13 protein-coding genes are annotated in these 16911 nt (G+C 63.0%); 7 read left to right on the forward strand and 6 right to left on the reverse strand.

Features of this window, described 5'->3' with window-relative positions:
* Window positions 1-3: 3 nt before the first annotated feature.
* The 4 genes from SX1_RS04480 to lepB all read right to left on the reverse strand — a co-directional run bounded on the left by SX1_RS04480 (window position 4) and on the right by lepB (window position 3359).
* Window positions 4-753, reverse strand: coding sequence for a GGDEF domain-containing protein (locus tag SX1_RS04480; RefSeq protein ID WP_157410107.1), 750 nt, complete (start codon window positions 751-753; stop codon window positions 4-6).
* A gap of 52 nt (window positions 754-805) precedes the next feature.
* Window positions 806-1714: a GTPase Era gene (gene era / locus SX1_RS04485; protein ID WP_019052101.1), complete on the reverse strand. Its 909-nt coding sequence runs from the start codon at window positions 1712-1714 to the stop codon at window positions 806-808.
* Window positions 1715-1839: 125 nt separating this feature from the next.
* Window positions 1840-2523, reverse strand: a complete 684-nt coding sequence (gene rnc, locus SX1_RS04490) for a ribonuclease III (RefSeq protein WP_019052102.1) — start codon at window positions 2521-2523, stop codon at window positions 1840-1842.
* The gene (gene lepB, locus SX1_RS04495) at window positions 2520-3359 is read right to left on the reverse strand and encodes a signal peptidase I (protein WP_017184443.1); all 840 of its coding nucleotides are present in this window, start codon (window positions 3357-3359) and stop codon (window positions 2520-2522) included. Before lepB ends, rnc begins: the two co-directional genes overlap by 4 nt.
* Before the next feature lie 178 nt (window positions 3360-3537).
* Here lepB and pgi point away from each other — a divergent pair, with 178 nt between their 5' ends.
* On the forward strand, window positions 3538-5043 hold the full coding sequence (pgi, locus tag SX1_RS04500; RefSeq protein WP_026149507.1) for a glucose-6-phosphate isomerase: 1506 nt from the start codon (window positions 3538-3540) through the stop codon (window positions 5041-5043).
* 167 nt (window positions 5044-5210) lie between these two features.
* The gene (gene gor / locus SX1_RS04505) at window positions 5211-6557 is read left to right on the forward strand and encodes a glutathione-disulfide reductase (RefSeq protein WP_019052104.1); all 1347 of its coding nucleotides are present in this window, start codon (window positions 5211-5213) and stop codon (window positions 6555-6557) included.
* A 31-nt stretch (window positions 6558-6588) separates the two neighbouring features.
* On the opposite strand, the gene SX1_RS04510 is transcribed toward gor, so the two are convergent.
* Complete coding sequence (locus SX1_RS04510; RefSeq protein WP_370670730.1) at window positions 6589-7305, reverse strand: 2OG-Fe dioxygenase family protein; 717 nt, start codon at window positions 7303-7305, stop codon at window positions 6589-6591.
* Between the two features lie 58 nt (window positions 7306-7363).
* Window positions 7364-8779 carry a helix-turn-helix domain-containing protein gene (locus tag SX1_RS04515; RefSeq protein ID WP_026149508.1) on the reverse strand — a complete coding sequence of 472 codons (1416 nt, stop codon included), beginning with the start codon at window positions 8777-8779 and terminating at the stop codon, window positions 7364-7366.
* 155 nt (window positions 8780-8934) lie between these two features.
* On the opposite strand from SX1_RS04515, the gene SX1_RS04520 reads away from it, so the two are divergent.
* From SX1_RS04520 to SX1_RS04550, 5 genes are all read left to right on the forward strand, one after another.
* A complete protein-coding gene (locus SX1_RS04520; RefSeq protein ID WP_019052106.1) occupies window positions 8935-10467 on the forward strand; it encodes an acyl-CoA carboxylase subunit beta in 1533 nt (510 codons plus the stop codon).
* A gap of 115 nt (window positions 10468-10582) precedes the next feature.
* Window positions 10583-11020 carry a methylmalonyl-CoA epimerase gene (mce, locus tag SX1_RS04525; RefSeq protein WP_019052107.1) on the forward strand — a complete coding sequence of 146 codons (438 nt, stop codon included), beginning with the start codon at window positions 10583-10585 and terminating at the stop codon, window positions 11018-11020.
* A gap of 116 nt (window positions 11021-11136) precedes the next feature.
* Window positions 11137-13290: a methylmalonyl-CoA mutase gene (gene scpA / locus SX1_RS04530; RefSeq protein ID WP_019052108.1), complete on the forward strand. Its 2154-nt coding sequence runs from the start codon at window positions 11137-11139 to the stop codon at window positions 13288-13290.
* Between the two features lie 124 nt (window positions 13291-13414).
* Entirely contained in the window at window positions 13415-14422 is a 1008-nt protein-coding gene (gene bioB / locus SX1_RS04540; protein WP_019052110.1) for a biotin synthase BioB, read from the forward strand.
* 194 nt (window positions 14423-14616) lie between these two features.
* Window positions 14617-16617, forward strand: a complete 2001-nt coding sequence (locus SX1_RS04550; protein ID WP_019052111.1) for an acetyl-CoA carboxylase biotin carboxylase subunit — start codon at window positions 14617-14619, stop codon at window positions 16615-16617.
* The last annotated feature ends 294 nt before the right edge of the window (window positions 16618-16911 follow it).

Below are 16911 nucleotides of genomic sequence, written 5' to 3' on the forward strand. Positions count from 1 at the left end.
TGGTCAGGCCGCGAGCCTGACCTGATTGCGGCCATTCGCCTTTGCGGCGTACATGGCCATGTCCGCGCGCTGGAGCAGTTGATCGGCACTCGCACCGGCACCGGCACTGGCACTGGCGCTGGGACCGGCACTGGCGCTGCCATCCGCATGTGCAGCGCCGACGCTGATCGTCGGGCGAATATGGGTGCCGTCCGCCGCTGCTATGTCCAGCATTTCGATCGCCTGGCGGACGCGCTCCGCCATGGCGGTCGCCTGGGTCGATGGCATGTTGCGCAGATAGATGGCGAATTCCTCGCCACCCAACCGCCCGCACAGATCATCGCTGCGAATGGTGGCGCGCAGGCTGTCGGCGATTGCCTTGAGCACGCGATCGCCCATGGCATGGCCATAGCCGTCATTGATCGCCTTGAAATGATCGACATCGATCAGCAGGCAGGTGCCGGGCTGGCGGTCCTGCTCCTCCTGCAGGCGGCGCAGAAAGGTCGCCCGGTTGAGCAGGCCGGTCATCTGGTCCACTTCCGCCAGTTGCTGCAATTCCACCAGCGCCGCCCGCAGCTTGTCATTGAGACGGCGCTTCTGCTCCGCCTGCCTGTTCATGATGATACAGACGGGCGTGGAAATGCATAGCGGCGTGCAGAAGCCGAAAATCCAGTAGGGAAAGGGGATTTCCATGCCCGGAAAGCGCGAGGCGACGACCATCGCGGCCATGGTCGTGCTGACCGAAAAGCTTATGCCCGCCAGGATCCTGTGCATGCCCCGCATCGCCTTTGGGTAGCACAGGATAGTAAATAATGGATTTCAGCGGCTACTCGACCCAGTCCAGCCCGATGTCGCGATATATGCCGCGGTCATTTTCCCAGTCTTCCTTGACCTTGACGTGCAGATAGAGGTGTACCTTCACCCCCAGCAGCCTGGCCAGTTCCTCGCGCGCCTTTGACCCGATTTCCTTCAACCGCTGCCCGCCCTTGCCCAGCACGATGGCGCGCTGCGTCGGGCGTGCGACCAGGATTTGCTGGTGGATTTCGACCGATCCGTCCTGCCGTTCCTTATATTGTTCGGTATCGACAGCGGCGGCATAGGGCAGTTCGGCATGGAGCTGGTGATAGAGCTGCTCGCGGGTGATTTCCGCCGCCAGCATCCGGTCGGTGGCGTCCGACACCTGATCTTCGGGGAAATGCCATGGTCCTTGCGGCATGGCGGCGGCAAAGGCGGCCTTGAGTTCGGGCAGGCCATCGCCGGTTGCGGCGGATACGAAGAAGATTTCGTCGAAACCCAGCGTGTCGTTCAGCACCTGCGTATGGGTCAGCAGCTTTTCCTTGATGGCGATGTCCACCTTGTTGAGGATCAGCCATTTGCGTTCGGTGCGATGCTTGAGCGCTTCGATGATGGGTTCAAGCTTCGGGCCACGCCCCGCCTTGCCGTCCACCACCATCGCGATCAGATCCGCGCCCTGCGCGCCGCCCCAGGCCGCCTGAACCATGGCGCGGTCCAGCCGCCGCCTGGGCGCGAAAATGCCGGGCGTGTCCACCAGCACCAGCTGCGCATCGCCCTCGATCGCGACGCCCATGACACGGGTGCGCGTCGTCTGCGCCTTGGCGCTGGTGATCGCCACCTTCTGCCCCACCAGCGCGTTGACCAGCGTGGACTTGCCCGCATTGGGCGCGCCGACAATGGCAATGACGCCGCAGCGCTGATTGGTTTCTGAAACTTCCAAAATATACTCCGTTCGCCCTAAACAAGCCGTGCTCCTGCGAAGGCAGGAGCCCAGGGCGTTAGCACGCGCCAGTGCGCCCTGGACTCCTGCCTTCGCAGGAGCACATCATAACATATAAATTCGGTTTAGCCCGTCAGCTTCTCCAGCAAAGCCGCTGCCGCCGCTGTTTCGGCCTCCTGCTTCGATCCGCCGGTCGCGCTTGCCTCGCCTGCGCCCTTGATCGTCACCGAGACGACGAAGCGCAGGGCATGTTGCGGGCCGGATCGGTCCTTGATCTCATATTCGGGCGGCTTGCGCTTGTTGGCGGCGGCCCATTCCTGAAGCGCGGATTTGGGGTGGCGCGGCGCGGCGGTCTGGGTATCGACGCGGTCGGCCCAGAGGCGGCGCACCAGCGTGCGGGCTTCGTCCAGCCCCGCCTCCAGATAGAGCGCGCCGATCAGCGCCTCCATCACGTCGCCAAGCACATTGTCGCTATTGGCCGCGCCATCGTCGCGCGCCTGCTTGCCCAGTATCAGATGAGCCGGCACGCCCGCGTCGCGCGCCACCTCGGCGCAGGTTTCGCCCGACACCAGCGCGTTGAAGCGGCGCGACAATTTGCCTTCCGGTTCACCGGCAAAGCGATCAAACACCCATTCGGATACCAGCAGCCCCAAGACCCGGTCGCCCAGAAATTCCAGCCGCTCATAATTGACCGGGTTGGCGCTGCCATGGGTGAGCGCCTGGCTGAACCGCGCAGGGTCGCGCGGGGGGCGCCCGATCAGCGCCGCCAGCCAGCCCGCCGTGTCAGGTTGGGGCGCCTTATGGTTCAAAAACCTTCCCCGATGCGGTTCCACCGCGCAGCCGACACCCAAGTCCAGGGCAGCAGCCAGTTGGCGCTGCCATCGGTCGAAAATACCGAAATCATGGCTTTGCCGACCAGATTTTCTTCAGGGACCAGCCCGATGCCGCCGCCTTCCACCGCCGGGAAGCGGCTGTCGGCGCTGCGGTCGCGATTGTCGCCCATCATGAACAAATGGCCCTGCGGCACCAGCACCGTGTCGCGATCATCCGCCGCACCGTCCGGCACCAGGTCCAGCACATTATAGCTTTTCGCCGGCGTATCCTTGGTCGCCGGCAGCGTCTCGCGATATTGCGGATAGCGGCACTGCTTGCCACCGCCGGGGGCGGCTTCCTCGAAATCGGGGCGATAGCAGGGGGATTCCGCGCCCTCTTTGGCTGCGGCCTGCGTCATGTTGGGGGTGACGGGAATGACGAGGTCGGCGACCTTCTGTTTGGGGATGGCAGCGCCGTTGAGGTAAACGGTGCCACCACGCACGGCGATCATGTCGCCGGGCAGGCCGATTACCCGCTTGATATAGTCATTCTTCTGGTTTGGCGGTGCCTTGAACACCACCACGTCGCCGCGATGCGGGGTGGACGGGAAGATGCGGCCGGGGATCAGCGGGATGCTGAAGGGCAGCGAATAGCGCGAATAGCCATAGGGCCATTTGGCGACCAGCAGATAATCGCCGATCAGCAGGCGCGGCTGCATGGATTCCGACGGGATATTGAACGGCGAGATAATGAAACTGCGCAGGACAAAGACGAACAGGCCCAGCTTGGCGAGGAACCAGAGAAAGTCCCGCGTTTCCGATTTTGCAGTCATGGGTGGTCGTTCAATCCCTGTGAAACAGCCGATAAAGCGGCCGTTGGGGCTTTTGAGGCTTGCGGCCTGACACGTCAAGCGCGTCCTGACCTATGCAATTGGTCGAAACATTGGCTAAAGAAGGCCGGGAATCGGCATGTGCAGCGCCGGTTTCGGTTTCATCGAAGAGGATATTTTCATGCCGACTCCTGCACTGGCGGCCATCGCCGCCCTGCCGCAAGCCGACCTCAAGTCGATTTTCACGACCGATCCCGACCGCTTGTCCAAACTGGTGCATCAACTGGGGCCGATCCGCTTCGACTGGTCCAAGACCCATCTGACCGATGACCTTGTCGCCGGATTTCTGGCGCTGGCGGACGATCAGGGTTTTGCCCGGCGGCGCGATGCGCTGTTTGCCGGAGAGGCGGTGAACAATACCGAAGGCCGGGCGGCCGAGCATCCCGCCGAACGGGGCGAGGGCCATCCCGACAGCGTCGCCAGCGCCAAGGCGCTGCATAACCGCATGCGCGCGCTGGTCGATGCGATCGAGGCGGGCGCGCTGGGCGACATCCGCCACATCCTGCATATCGGCATTGGCGGGTCCGCGCTTGGCCCCGACCTGATCGTCGATGCGCTGGACGGCGACGGCGTGCGGTATGACGTGGCGATCGTGTCCAATGTCGACGGCACCGCGCTGGAGCGCGCGATCGAGGGGTTCGATCCGCATGCGACGCTGATCGCGATCGCCTCCAAGACCTTCACCACCAGCGAAACCATGCTGAACGCCGCCAGCGCGATCAACTGGATGATCGAAGGCGGCGTGGAAGACCCCTATGGCCGCGTCGTCGCGCTGACCGCCGCGCCCGAACGGGCGATGGAATGGGGCGTCGATGAAACCCGCATCCTGCCCTTCGCCGAATCCGTGGGCGGGCGCTATTCACTCTGGTCCTCGATCGGCTTTCCCGCCGCGCTGGCGCTTGGCTGGGATGCGTTTGAAAGCCTGCTGGAGGGGGCGGCCGAAATGGACCGCCATTTCCGCCTGTCCGATCCGGCGCAGAATATCCCGCTGATCGCGGCCTTTGCCGACCAATATTATACGCGGGTGTTGGGGTGCCAGACCCGCGCCGTGTTCGCCTATGACGAGCGGCTGGCGCTGCTGCCATCCTATCTCCAGCAGCTGGAGATGGAGAGCAATGGCAAGGCGGTAAAGCTGGACGGATCGCCGGTGGACGGCCCGACCGCGCCGATCACCTGGGGCGGGGTAGGGACGGACGCGCAACATGCCGTGTTCCAGCTGTTGCATCAGGGCACGATCATCACGCCGGTCGAATTCATCGCCGCGATCGAGCCGGGCCATGCGCTCGACCCGGCGCATCACCGCGCATTGCTGGTCAACTGCTTCGCGCAGGGGGCGGCGCTGATGCGCGGCAAGGATAATGCCGCCGACCCGGCACGCGCCTATCCCGGCAACCGACCGTCCACCACCATCCTGATGGACGATGTGACGCCGCATGCGCTGGGCGCGCTGATCGCCTTTTATGAGCATCGCACCTTTGCCAATGCGGTGCTGATGGGCATCAACCCGTTCGACCAGTTCGGCGTCGAACTGGGCAAGGAAATCGCCAAATCGATCGAGGCGGACGGGGCCACAGGTTTTGATCCGTCGACCATGGCGCTGATCGAGATTGCGCTGGGGGCGGAGTAAACCACCTCCGTTCGTTTCGAGCGAAGTCGAGAAACGCGGAAGCGGCGCTGCACGCTTCTCGACACGCTCGAAGCGAACGGAGGTGGTTTGGCTACCAGCAACAAGATTCCCGTTTGTAACTCCCGCCCTCAACCGCCATATCCCCCGCACCCAATCGGAGGCCAGGCATGAGCGAGTTTGATTTCGACCTTTTCGTCATCGGTGCAGGATCGGGCGGCGTGCGCGCGTCGCGTGTCGCCGCAGCGCATGGGGCGAAGGTCGCGGTGGCCGAGGAGTTTCGCGTCGGCGGCACCTGCGTCATTCGCGGCTGCGTGCCCAAGAAGCTGCTAATCTATGGCGCGCATTTCGCCGAGGATCTGAAGGATGCGCGCCGCTTTGGCTGGAACGTCCCCGACTGCGGCTTTGAATGGACGACGCTGCGCGACAATGTGCTGGGCGAAGTCGACCGGCTGGAGGGGCTCTACCGGAATACGCTCAACAGCCACAAGGTGGAGATGATCCCCGAACGTGCGGTCGTGACCGGCCCGCACAGCGTGAAGCTGGCCAGCGGGCGCGAAGTGACGGCGAAATATATATTGGTCGCGACTGGCGCCTGGCCAGTCATGCCCGACATCGAAGGCGCGGAACATGGCATCACCTCGAACGAGGTGTTTCATCTCGACCAATGCCCAAAGCGGATCGTCATCGTCGGCGCTGGCTATATCGCCAATGAATTTGCCGGCATCTTTCACCAGTTCGGCAGCCATGTGACGATCGTCAATCGCTCCTCCACCCTGCTGCGCGGCTATGACGAACAGATACGCGACCGGCTGCTTCAGATTTCGATGACGAAGGGCATCAATTTCCGTTTCAACGCGCATATGGAACGGATCGAAAAGACGGATGACGGTGCGCTGTGCGTCCACTTCAAGGATGGCGATCCGGTATCCGCCGATGTCGTCCTGTTCGCGACCGGGCGAAAGCCCAATGTCGACGGGCTGGGGCTGGACAGTGCTGGCGTCGAACTGGACGACAAGGGCGCGATCAAGGTCGACGACTATAGCCGGACCAGCTGCGAGAGCATCTATGCCGTGGGCGACGTGACCGACCGTCTGCAACTGACGCCGGTGGCGATCCGCGAGGGGCATGCCTTTGCCGACACGGTCTTTGGCGGCAATCCGCGCACGGTCGATTATGACTGCGTGCCATCCGCCGTGTTCAGTCACCCCCCGCTGGCCGGTGTCGGCATGACCGAAGCGCAGGCGAAGAACAAGCTGGGAACGGTGAAGGTCTATACGTCCGACTTCCGCCCGATGAAATATGTGCTGGCCGGGCGCGACGAGCGGGCGCTCTACAAGATGATCGTGGACGCCACGACCGAGCGGGTGGTGGGGCTGCACATGATCGGTCCCGACGCGCCGGAAATCTTGCAGGCCGCCGCCATTGCGGTGAAGGCCGGGCTGACCAAGCAGGATTTTGACGACACGGTCGCGCTGCACCCCAGCATGGCGGAAGAACTGGTGCTGCTGAAATGAAACAGGAGCGTTCCCGCCTATGCGGGAACATTCAGGCCTGGACGAACGTCACCACCAGCGCGTCACGCCAGGCCGGTTGGCTGTCATCGACCGCATGGATTTCCGTAACGCCATGCAATATCCGCCGGTCGTCGATCAGCATGGCGTCGCCCGCATCGGCCAGCATGAACTCGCCCAGCGGCGTGCCGTCTGGCGCGCCGATCCGGGTCACGCCTTCCCGCACGTTGCGCCGTTCGACCAGCATCACCAAGACATGATCCACCCCGTCGCGATGCAATCCTTCGGGCGTGGGGCGGCCGACTTCGCCGGGCCGTGCCTCGATACGGAACTGGTGCATTTCGACATGGGCGGTGCCGTTCATCGGAAACTGCGCCGCGCAGAAGGCGAAGATAGCGCGGCAGACCGGATTGTCGATCGTGGCCTGTTCGACCGGATCGAACCAGCGCTGCACATCGCCATTGAGCGGATTATAGTCCCGGCTCTGATAATGGGGCTGGTGCGGCTGGCGGATGAAATCGCCCGCTGCGTAGCGGAAGGTCGCGTGGCGACGGCGGCGGTAGCGCCCGCCATCTGCCATATAGAGATCCGGCCCCAGATCGTTCCAGCTGTCGGCAAACGCATGCCATTCGGCCGCATCGACGCCCAGTTGCGCGAGGGTTTCGGCCCCCGACAGGCGCGCATAGCCCTGGCTCGCCATCATGGTCTGAATGGCGTTGGTCGCCGGGTCGATCAGTGCGCCTTGGGTCATCATGCCTCTCTAATGCCTTGCCCAGACGATCGACAGGGCCGCTTTCCGCAGGCTGGCTTCACCCGATCCAATAGGGGACGATCTGGCGATTGTCCGGGTCGACATGGATCGGCCGGTCGGCGGGCGGAAAGGCGCGCTGGTCGCAACTCTGGCGCGAACAGAGACGGCAGGTGATGCCGATGGGCGTCGCCGCGCCCTCATCCTCCAGTCGCAGTCCGTCGGCATAGACGAAATTCGCGGCATGGGCGGTCTCGCACCCCAGCACCACGGCAAAGCGGCGCGGCGTGCGGCTGTAGCTGCCCGATGGCTTTACCAGTCCCTTCGCCATCGACACATAGCGCACGCCATCAGGCGTTTCGCCCAGTTGCACGTTGATCCGGTCGGGGATGGCGACGGCTTCATGCACGTTCCACAACGGACAGGCGCCGCCGAAACGGGCGAATTGCAGCCGGGTGGCGCTGTGGCGCTTGGTGATGTTGCCGGCCATGTCGACGCGGCAGAAAAAGAAGGGGATGCCGCGAAGGCCGGGGCGTTGCAGCGTGGACAGGCGGTGGCACGCCTGCTCGAAACTCACGCCAAAGGTGCGGGCTAGACGGTCGATGTCGTGGCGCATCACCCGCGCCGCCTCCCGAAACGGCGCATAGGGCAACAGCAGCGCGCCAGCGGCATAATTGCCAAGGCCGATCGCCAGCAACCGATCAGCCCCGGCCACCGGCAGCGCGGCCTTGGCCACGACATCGGCGATGACGGCCTGCCCCTCCAGCATCATCAACTGGTGCGCGAGCATGAATTTGCGGCTCTCGGTCGGCAGCGCCGCGTTGATGAACAGGCGTCGGTCCGGCGCGCTATAGGATCGCAGCGCGCTGTCGGGCGTATCGGCGATCAGCGTTTCGATACCGTGCCGCCGAGCCAGCGCTTCGACCAGCATGCCCTCGTCCAGCGCCTGCCCGGCGGTAAAGCTGGCGGCCATATCCTCGGCCAGACAGTCGAGAGAGTGGACATAATTGCCCGCCTCATGAAACCAGTCGCGCGCCGCCTCCCATGGCAGGCGCGCCTGCACCGTGCTGTCGTTCGCGATCGCCTCCTCGATCATGTTGATGCGTTCATTGGCGCGGATATGGGCGTTGTAGAGATCGAGGTAACGCGCTGCGAATTCAGGAAATTGCAGGTGCAGTTTCTCGATCCGCTCCGGCTCCAGCGCGACGCCGGGCAGTTCGGGATGGCTGAGCGCGAAGGTGAACGCGCCCAGCATCTGCTCATCCTCGCGCGCATCGAAACTCGCCCAGTCGGTCGGGAAGGCATTGGCGAGCGCCGCCTTGACCTTGGCGGTCAGTGGGCGATCGTCATTTTCCATCTGGGACAGATAGGACACGGATATGCCCAACGCCTGCGCCATCGTCGCCTGGTCCATGCGGTGGTCAAGGCGCAACTGGCGCAGCCTTGGTCCTGCAAAGATACGGTTGCCGCGTGCCACTATACACCCCCTGCACAAACCCATAGACTGGATTTGCCCATCCCTAATTTGCGAAGTCGTGATTTGCAAATTAGCAAATTTACATTTGCGAAAAATCGCAATCGCGGGAAAAGGGCGTCACAACAGGTCCGCACCCTGACCGGAGAGATATGCCTATGTCGAAGCTCGCCATTATCGAACAGCTTGAAGCCAAGCGCGAAGGCGCGCGCATGGGCGGCGGCCAGCGCCGCATCGACGCGCAGCATGGCAAGGGCAAGCTGACGGCGCGCGAGCGGATTGAGGTGTTGCTGGACGAAGGCAGCTTTGAAGAGCTCGACATGTATGTCGAACATAATTGCACCGATTTCGGCATGAATGAGGCGCATATCCCCGGCGACGGCGTGGTCACCGGGTCTGGCACCATCAATGGCCGTCTGGTGTTCCTGTTCAGCCAGGATTTCACGGTTTACGGCGGCGCGGTGTCCGAACGGCACGCGATGAAGATCTGCAAGATCATGGACATGGCGCTGAAGGTCGGCGCGCCGGTCATTGGCCTCAATGACAGCGGCGGTGCGCGGATTCAGGAAGGCGTGGCGTCGCTGGCGGGCTATGCGGAGATTTTCCAGCGCAATGTGCTGGCGTCGGGCGTGGTGCCGCAGATCAGCGTCATCATGGGGCCATGCGCGGGCGGGGCGGTCTATTCGCCTGCCATGACCGACTTCATCTTCATGGTGAAGGATTCAAGCTTCATGTTCGTAACCGGCCCCGACGTGGTCAAGACGGTGACGAACGAGGTCGTGACGCAGGAAGAACTGGGCGGCGCGGTGACGCACACGACCAAGTCGGGCGTTGCGGACGTGGCGTTTGAAAATGACCTCGAAGCGCTGCTGGCGGTGCGCGATTTCGTGGACTTCCTGCCCGCGTCGAACAAGGAGCCGGTGCCGGAGCGTCCGAGCGCGGACCCGTGGGACCGGATCGAACCGAGCCTCGACACGCTGATCCCCGCCAATGCGAATCAGCCCTATGACATGCACGAACTCATCCGCAAGATCGTGGATGAAGGCGACTTCTTCGAAGTGCAACCGGCGCACGCAGGCAATATCATCTGCGGCTTTGGTCGTGTCGAAGGACGCACGATCGGCATCGTCGCCAACCAGCCCTTCGTGCTGGCGGGCGTGCTGGACATCAATTCGTCGAAGAAGGCGGGGCGCTTCGTGCGCTTCTGCGATGCGTTCGACATTCCGATCGTGACTTTGGTGGACGTGCCAGGCTTCCTGCCGGGCACGGCGCAGGAACATAATGGCATCATCAAGCATGGCGCCAAACTGCTGTTTGCCTATGCCGAAGCGACGGTGCCCAAGATCACCATCATCACCCGCAAGGCCTATGGCGGCGCTTACGACGTCATGGCGTCCAAGCATCTGCGCGGCGACCTGAACTATGCCTGGCCGACCGCCGAAATCGCGGTGATGGGGGCCAAGGGCGCGGTCGAGATCATCTTCCGCGGCAAGACAGCGGACGAGATCGCCGAGCGCACCGCGGAATATGAAGCGCGCTTCGCCAACCCGTTCGTGGCCGCATCAAAGGGCTTCATCGACGAGGTGATCCAGCCACACTCGACCCGCAAGCGGATCGCGCTGGGCCTGCGGAAACTGCGCAACAAGGCGCTGGAAAATCCGTGGAAGAAGCATGACAATATTCCGCTTTAACTGACACCGTCATTCCCGCGCAGGCGGGAACCCATCTCCCACCCCATCGTCAGGCGCGCGGGCCGGAGATGGATACCCGCCTTCGCGGGGATGACGAAGTTGAGGATTGTAAGACATGAAACTCGGCCGTCTCAACCATATCGGCGTCGCCACGCCCAGCCTGGAAAAGAGCATCGCTTATTATCGCGATGTGATGGGCGCGACTAAGATCCATGAACCGTTCGACCTGCCTGCGCAGGGGGTGAAGGTGTGTTTTGTCGATACGCCGGGCGAAAATGGGACGGCGGGGACGCAGATCGAGTTGATCGAGCCGTTCGATGAAAGCTCGCCGATCACCGCCTTCATCGCCAAGAACCCGGCCGGGGGGCAGCATCATATGTGCTACGAAGTGCCCGACATTCTCGAAGCGAAGGCCTGGTTCGAGGCGAAGGGTGCGCGGGTGCTGGGCGAACCGCGCATCGGGGCGCATGGCACGCTGATCTTCTTCGTGCATCCCAAGGATATGAACGGCGTTCTGACCGAGATCATGGAGACGCCGAAAGAAGCGCATTGATATGGTGAGGGCCAGCGACGCGCAAGGCCCTCACCACTGCGACTAAGGCCCGCTGTGCGGACCTAAGTCTCGTTGCCTCTCCCGCTTGCGGGAGAGGGGTAGAGTAAGGGTAGAAGATGACCGACAAGCCGACACTGGACCAATGGGCCGCCGCTGCCGCGAAGGAAGTGAAGGGCAAGGATTTGACCTGGCAGACCCCGGAAGGGATCGCCGTCAAGCCGCTCTATACCGCCGACGATGTGACCGCCGATCCCGGCCTGCCCGGCTTTGCGCCCTTCACCCGTGGCGTGAAGGCCAGCATGTATGCGGGCCGCCCCTGGACCATCCGCCAATATGCGGGCTTTTCGACGGCGGAGGAATCCAACGCCTTCTACCGCCGCAATCTGGCCGCCGGGCAGAAGGGGCTGTCGGTCGCCTTCGACCTGGCCACCCATCGCGGCTATGACAGCGACCATCCGCGCGTCACGGGCGACGTCGGCAAGGCGGGTGTGGCGATCGACACGATCGAGGATATGAAGATCCTGTTCGACGGCATTCCGCTCGACAAGATGTCGGTCAGCATGACCATGAACGGCGCGGTCATCCCGATCCTGGCTTTCTTCATCGTTGCGGGCGAGGAGCAGGGCGTCGAGCGCAAATTGCTCGACGGGACCATTCAGAACGACATCCTCAAGGAGTTCATGGTCCGCAACACCTATATCTACCCGCCCGAACCGTCGATGCGGATCATCAGCGACATTTTCGGCTATACCAGCCGCGAGATGCCCAAGTTCAACAGCATCTCCATTTCCGGCTATCATATGCAGGAAGCCGGCGCGACGCAGGTGCAGGAACTGGCCTTCACCATCGCCGACGGCATGGAATATGTGAAATATGGCGTCGCGTCGGGTCTCGACATCGACAAGTTTGCCGGTCGCCTGAGCTTCTTCTTCGCCATCGGCATGAACTTCTTCATGGAGATCGCGAAGCTGCGCGCCGCGCGCGTGCTGTGGCATCGCGCCATGACGCAGCTGGGCGCGAAGGACGAGCGCTCCAAGATGCTGCGCACCCATTGCCAGACGTCGGGCGTCTCGCTGACCGAGCAAGACCCCTACAACAACGTCATGCGCACCACGATCGAAGCGATGGCCGCGATGCTGGGGGGCACGCAGTCGCTCCACACCAACGCGCTGGACGAAGCCATCGCGCTGCCCACCGATTTTTCCGCCCGGATCGCGCGCAACACGCAGATCGTGATCCAGGAAGAAACCGGCATGACCAAGGTGGTCGATCCGCTGGGCGGCTCCTACTATGTCGAGGCGCTGACCCAGCAACTTGTCGACGAAGCCTGGGCGATCATCGAAAAGGTGCAGGCCGAAGGCGGCATGGCGAAGGCCGTTGCGGCTGGCTGGCCCAAGGCGATGATCGAAACCGCAGCGGCAGCGCGCCAGGCGCGGGTCGATCGCGGCGACGACGTGATCGTGGGCGTCAACAAATATCGGCTGGCGAACGAGGATCTGCTCGAAACGCTGGAAGTCGACAATGCCAAGGTGCGCGAAGGGCAGATCGCCCGGATCAACCGGGTGAAAGCGGAACGCGACAGCGCCAAATGCGAGGCCGCGTTGCAGGCGTTGCGCGATGGCGCGGCCAGGCCATCCAGCCTTGACAACAACCTCCTCGCCCTCGCCGTGGAGGCCGCCCGCGCCCGCGCGACGCTGGGCGAAATCTCTTCGGCGATGGAAGAAAGCTTCGATCGTTATGGAACCCAGCCGACGCCGGTGAAGGGCGTCTACAGTGCGCCTTATGAAGGCGACAGCCGCTGGCAACAGGTACTCGACGGCGTGCAGGCCGTCGAGCGGCGCCTCGGTCGCAAACCCAAACTCCTCATAGCCAAGATGGGGCAGGATGGACATGACCGGGGCGCCAACGTCATCGCGTCCGCATTTGGCGACATGGGCTTCGACGTCGTGTCGGGACCATTGTTCCAGACGCCCGACGAAACGGTGGTGCTGGCGCTCGACAGCGGCGTCGATGTCGTCGGCGCATCCTCGCTGGCGGCGGGCCACAAGACGTTGATCCCGGACCTCATCGCCAAGCTGCGCGAAGCGGGCCGCAACGACATCAAGGTGATCGCCGGCGGGGTCATCCCGCCGCAGGATTATGACTTCCTCCGTGACGCGGGCGTCCAGGGCATTTATGGACCGGGCTCCAATGTCGTGGAATGCGCCGCCGACGTGCTGCGCCTCCTCGGCCACAACATGCCCCCTGCCGGGCTGGAGGACGCCGCGTAATGATGACAATAGATCCGTTCGCCCTGAGCCTTTCGAAGGGCATGCCTGAGCTTGTCGAAGGCAAATCGCTTCGCTCCGCTCAGCAGATGGCTTCGACTTCGCTCAGCCCGAACGGAGGTGGGAAATGAACGTCATGACCACCGCCCGCACCGACTGGACCCGCGCCGAAATCGCCGCGCTGTTCGATCTGCCCTTTAACGACCTGATGTTCGAGGCGCAGTCGGTCCATCGCGCGAATTTCCCGCGCAACGAAGTGCAGCTTTCCACCCTGCTGTCGATCAAGACCGGCGGCTGCCCGGAAGATTGCGGCTATTGCAACCAGTCGGCGTCGGCGGAGAGCGGCCTCAAGGCCGAGAAGCTGATGAGCGTGCAGGCGGTCATGCAGGCCGCGGCGCAGGCGAAGGATGCGGGCAGTTCCCGCTTCTGCATGGGCGCGGCGTGGCGCAACCCCAAGGAGCGGGACATGCCCGCCATCGTCGAGATGGTGAAGGGCGTGCGCCAGATGGGCATGGAAACCTGCATGACGCTGGGCATGCTGAGCGAAAGCCAGGCCAAGGTGCTGGCCGACGCTGGCCTCGATTATTATAACCATAATATCGACACCTCACCCGAACATTATGAGAAGGTGATTACCACCCGGACCTTCGACGACCGGCTCGAAACGCTCGAAAATGTGCGCAATTCGGGGATCAACGTCTGTTCCGGCGGGATCGTGGGCATGGGCGAGACGCGCGAGGACCGCGTCGGCTTCCTCCACGCCCTGGCCGTGCTGCCGGTTCACCCGCAGAGCGTACCGATCAACGCGCTGGTGCCGGTCAAGGGCACCGTGCTGGGCAATATGCTGGCCGACACCCCGCTCGCCAAGATCGACGAGATCGAGTTTGTGCGGACGGTTGCCGTCGCGCGGATCGTGATGCCGGAAAGCATGGTGCGCCTGTCGGCGGGGCGCGAGAGCATGTCGGATGCATGTCAGGCGCTCTGCTTCATGGCGGGTGCCAACAGCATCTTCACTGGCGACAAGCTGCTGACCACCGCCAATGCGGGCGACAACGCTGATGCGGCGCTGTTCGCGAAGCTGGGCGTCGTGCCGATGCAGGCCGAGGTAAAGGTTGAGCTGGAGGCGGCTGAATAGGCGTGATCCGCTATTTGGGATGCTTGGCGGTCGCCATCGCAGTTCTGGCAGCGGTTTTTTGGATGATGGTCGATCTGGGCATGTTCATGCACGGAGACTGAAATCATCCGTTCGGTTCGAGCGAGGTCGGGAAGCGGTTCTCGACACGCTCGAACCGAACGGAGTTTAGAGCAAGGACTGGGACAGGAAATAGAATGGCAATCACCAAGATCCTGATCGCGAACCGTGGCGAAATTGCGTGTCGTGTTATGCGTACGGCCAAGAAAATGGGCATCAAGACCGTCGCGGTCTATTCCGATGCCGACGCGCGCGCGCCGCATGTGCTGATGGCGGACGAGGCCGTACATATCGGCCCGTCGCCCGCCGCCCAATCCTATCTGATCGCCGACAAGATCATCGCGGCCTGCAAGCAGACGGGCGCCGACGCGGTCCATCCCGGCTACGGCTTCCTGTCCGAACGCGAAAGCTTCCGCAACGCGCTGGACGCGGAGGGCATCATCTTCGTTGGCCCGCCCGCCAATGCCATCGCGGCGATGGGCGACAAGATCGAGTCCAAGAAGCTGGCGCTGGAAGCGGGCGTCAATGTCGTGCCCGGCTTCGTCGGCGTCATCGACGATACCGAACATGCCGTCAAAATCTCCAATGAGATCGGCTATCCGGTGATGATGAAGGCGTCGGCTGGCGGCGGCGGCAAGGGGATGCGCCTCGCTTATTCCGAACAGGATGTTCGCGAAGGCTTTGAAGCGACCAAGCGCGAAGGGCTTGCCAGCTTCGGCGACGATCGCGTGTTCATCGAAAAGTTCATCGAAAGCCCGCGCCATATCGAAATTCAGGTGCTGGGCGACCAGCATGGCAACATCGTTTATTTGAACGAACGCGAATGTTCGATCCAGCGCCGCCACCAGAAGGTGGTCGAGGAAGCGCCGTCGCCCTTCGTCAGCCCCGAAATGCGCCGCAAGATGGGCGAGCAGTGCGTCGCTCTGGCCCGCGCAGTCGGCTATTTCAGCGCAGGCACGGTCGAACTGATCGTGTCGGGCGAGGACAAGACCGGGGACGGTTTCTACTTCCTGGAAATGAACACCCGGCTTCAGGTCGAGCATCCGGTGACGGAGGAAATCACCGGCGTCGATCTGGTCGAACAGATGATCCGCGTCGCCAATGGCGAGAAGCTGGCCTTCACGCAGGACGATGTGAAGATCAACGGCTGGGCGGTCGAAAACCGCGTCTATGCCGAAGATCCCTATCGTGGCTTCCTGCCGTCCACGGGTCGCCTGATCCGCTACAATCCGCCCGAAACCGGCGCGGATGAAAGCGGCGCGCTGATCCGCGTCGATGACGGCGTGGAGGAGGGGGGCGAGGTCTCCATGTTCTACGATCCGATGATCGCCAAGCTGATCACCTGGGCGCCCACGCGCCTGGAAGCGATCGACAAGCAGATCGAGGCGCTCGACAAGTTCGAGATTGAGGGGCCGGGGCATAATATCGATTTCGTGTCCGCGCTGATGCAGCATGAACGGTTCCGGTCGGGCAACATCACCACCGGCTTCATTGCGGAGGAATATCCTGACGGGTTCCAGGGCGCGCCCGCCTCGCCCGAACTGCTGGTGCGCCTGTCCGCCATCGGTGCCTTCGCGGCGATGGCGCAGGCCGACCGGGCGCGTCGGATCGACGGCCAGCTGGGCAAGCGCCTCAGCCCCCCGACCGGCTGGCAGGTCAAGATCGGCGACGCGACCCATGACGTCGAAATTGACGGCGACGAAGTGACCGTGGATGGCGTCAGCATCGACATGGCGCTGGAATATACGCCGGGCGATCGCCTGATCGAGGCGGAGTTTGGCGACGAGCAACTGGCCGTCCGCATTGCGCCCGTCCGCTCCGGCTTCGTGCTGACATGCCACGGGGCCAGCCACAAGCTGCGCATCCTGCCCGCCCATGCTGCACGCTATGCTGCGCACATGATCGAGAAGATCCCGCCGGATCTCTCGCGTTACCTGATCTGCCCGATGCCCGGCCTGCTGGTCGCACTGCATGTCGGCGAAGGCGACAAGGTCGAGGCAGGGCAGCCGCTGGCCGTGATCGAGGCGATGAAGATGGAAAATATCCTGCGCGCGCAGAAAGCGGGCGTGGTCAAGAGCGTGTCGGCGGCGCAGGGCGACAGCCTGGCCGTCGATGCCATCATCCTCGAAATGGAATAGGCGCACGCCGTATTGCTGCAATAGAGGGCCGCTCCGCTCAAGTGGGGCGGCCCTTTGTCATAGTTTGCAAACCGGAATTGGCGTGTTGAGCAAGGTTCCTCGTTCCCCGCGGGGTAGGGCTATCGCAGATAAAACGCGCCTCATTTTCCTCGTCATGCTGAACTTGTTTCAGCATCCATTTCTCGTCACGAGCAGCAGCTTTTTGGGGCGCGATGGATCCTGAAACAAGTTCAGGATGACGTTGTAGGGATGGCGAAAGCTCATATGCGATTCCTCTGCCGTTGCGGGGGCAGG

It is taken from the genome of Sphingobium xenophagum NBRC 107872 (assembly GCF_000367345.1).
In the GTDB taxonomy this organism is placed as follows: domain Bacteria; phylum Pseudomonadota; class Alphaproteobacteria; order Sphingomonadales; family Sphingomonadaceae; genus Sphingobium; species Sphingobium xenophagum.

Excerpts from the sequence above, each read along its gene's own strand:
- gor (WP_019052104.1), top strand. The coding sequence starts at position 5,211 with ATGAGCGAGTTTGATTTCGACCTTTTCGTCATCGGTGCAGGATCGGGC.
- bioB (WP_019052110.1), top strand. The coding sequence starts at position 13,415 with ATGAACGTCATGACCACCGCCCGCACCGACTGGACCCGCGCCGAAATC.
- SX1_RS04480 (WP_157410107.1), bottom strand. The coding sequence starts at position 753 with ATGCACAGGATCCTGGCGGGCATAAGCTTTTCGGTCAGCACGACCATG.
- mce (WP_019052107.1), top strand. The coding sequence starts at position 10,583 with ATGAAACTCGGCCGTCTCAACCATATCGGCGTCGCCACGCCCAGCCTG.
- SX1_RS04520 (WP_019052106.1), top strand. The coding sequence starts at position 8,935 with ATGTCGAAGCTCGCCATTATCGAACAGCTTGAAGCCAAGCGCGAAGGC.
- pgi (WP_026149507.1), top strand. The coding sequence starts at position 3,538 with ATGCCGACTCCTGCACTGGCGGCCATCGCCGCCCTGCCGCAAGCCGAC.
- scpA (WP_019052108.1), top strand. The coding sequence starts at position 11,137 with ATGACCGACAAGCCGACACTGGACCAATGGGCCGCCGCTGCCGCGAAG.
- SX1_RS04510 (WP_370670730.1), bottom strand. The coding sequence starts at position 7,305 with ATGACCCAAGGCGCACTGATCGACCCGGCGACCAACGCCATTCAGACC.
- SX1_RS04550 (WP_019052111.1), top strand. The coding sequence starts at position 14,617 with ATGGCAATCACCAAGATCCTGATCGCGAACCGTGGCGAAATTGCGTGT.
- lepB (WP_017184443.1), bottom strand. The coding sequence starts at position 3,359 with ATGACTGCAAAATCGGAAACGCGGGACTTTCTCTGGTTCCTCGCCAAG.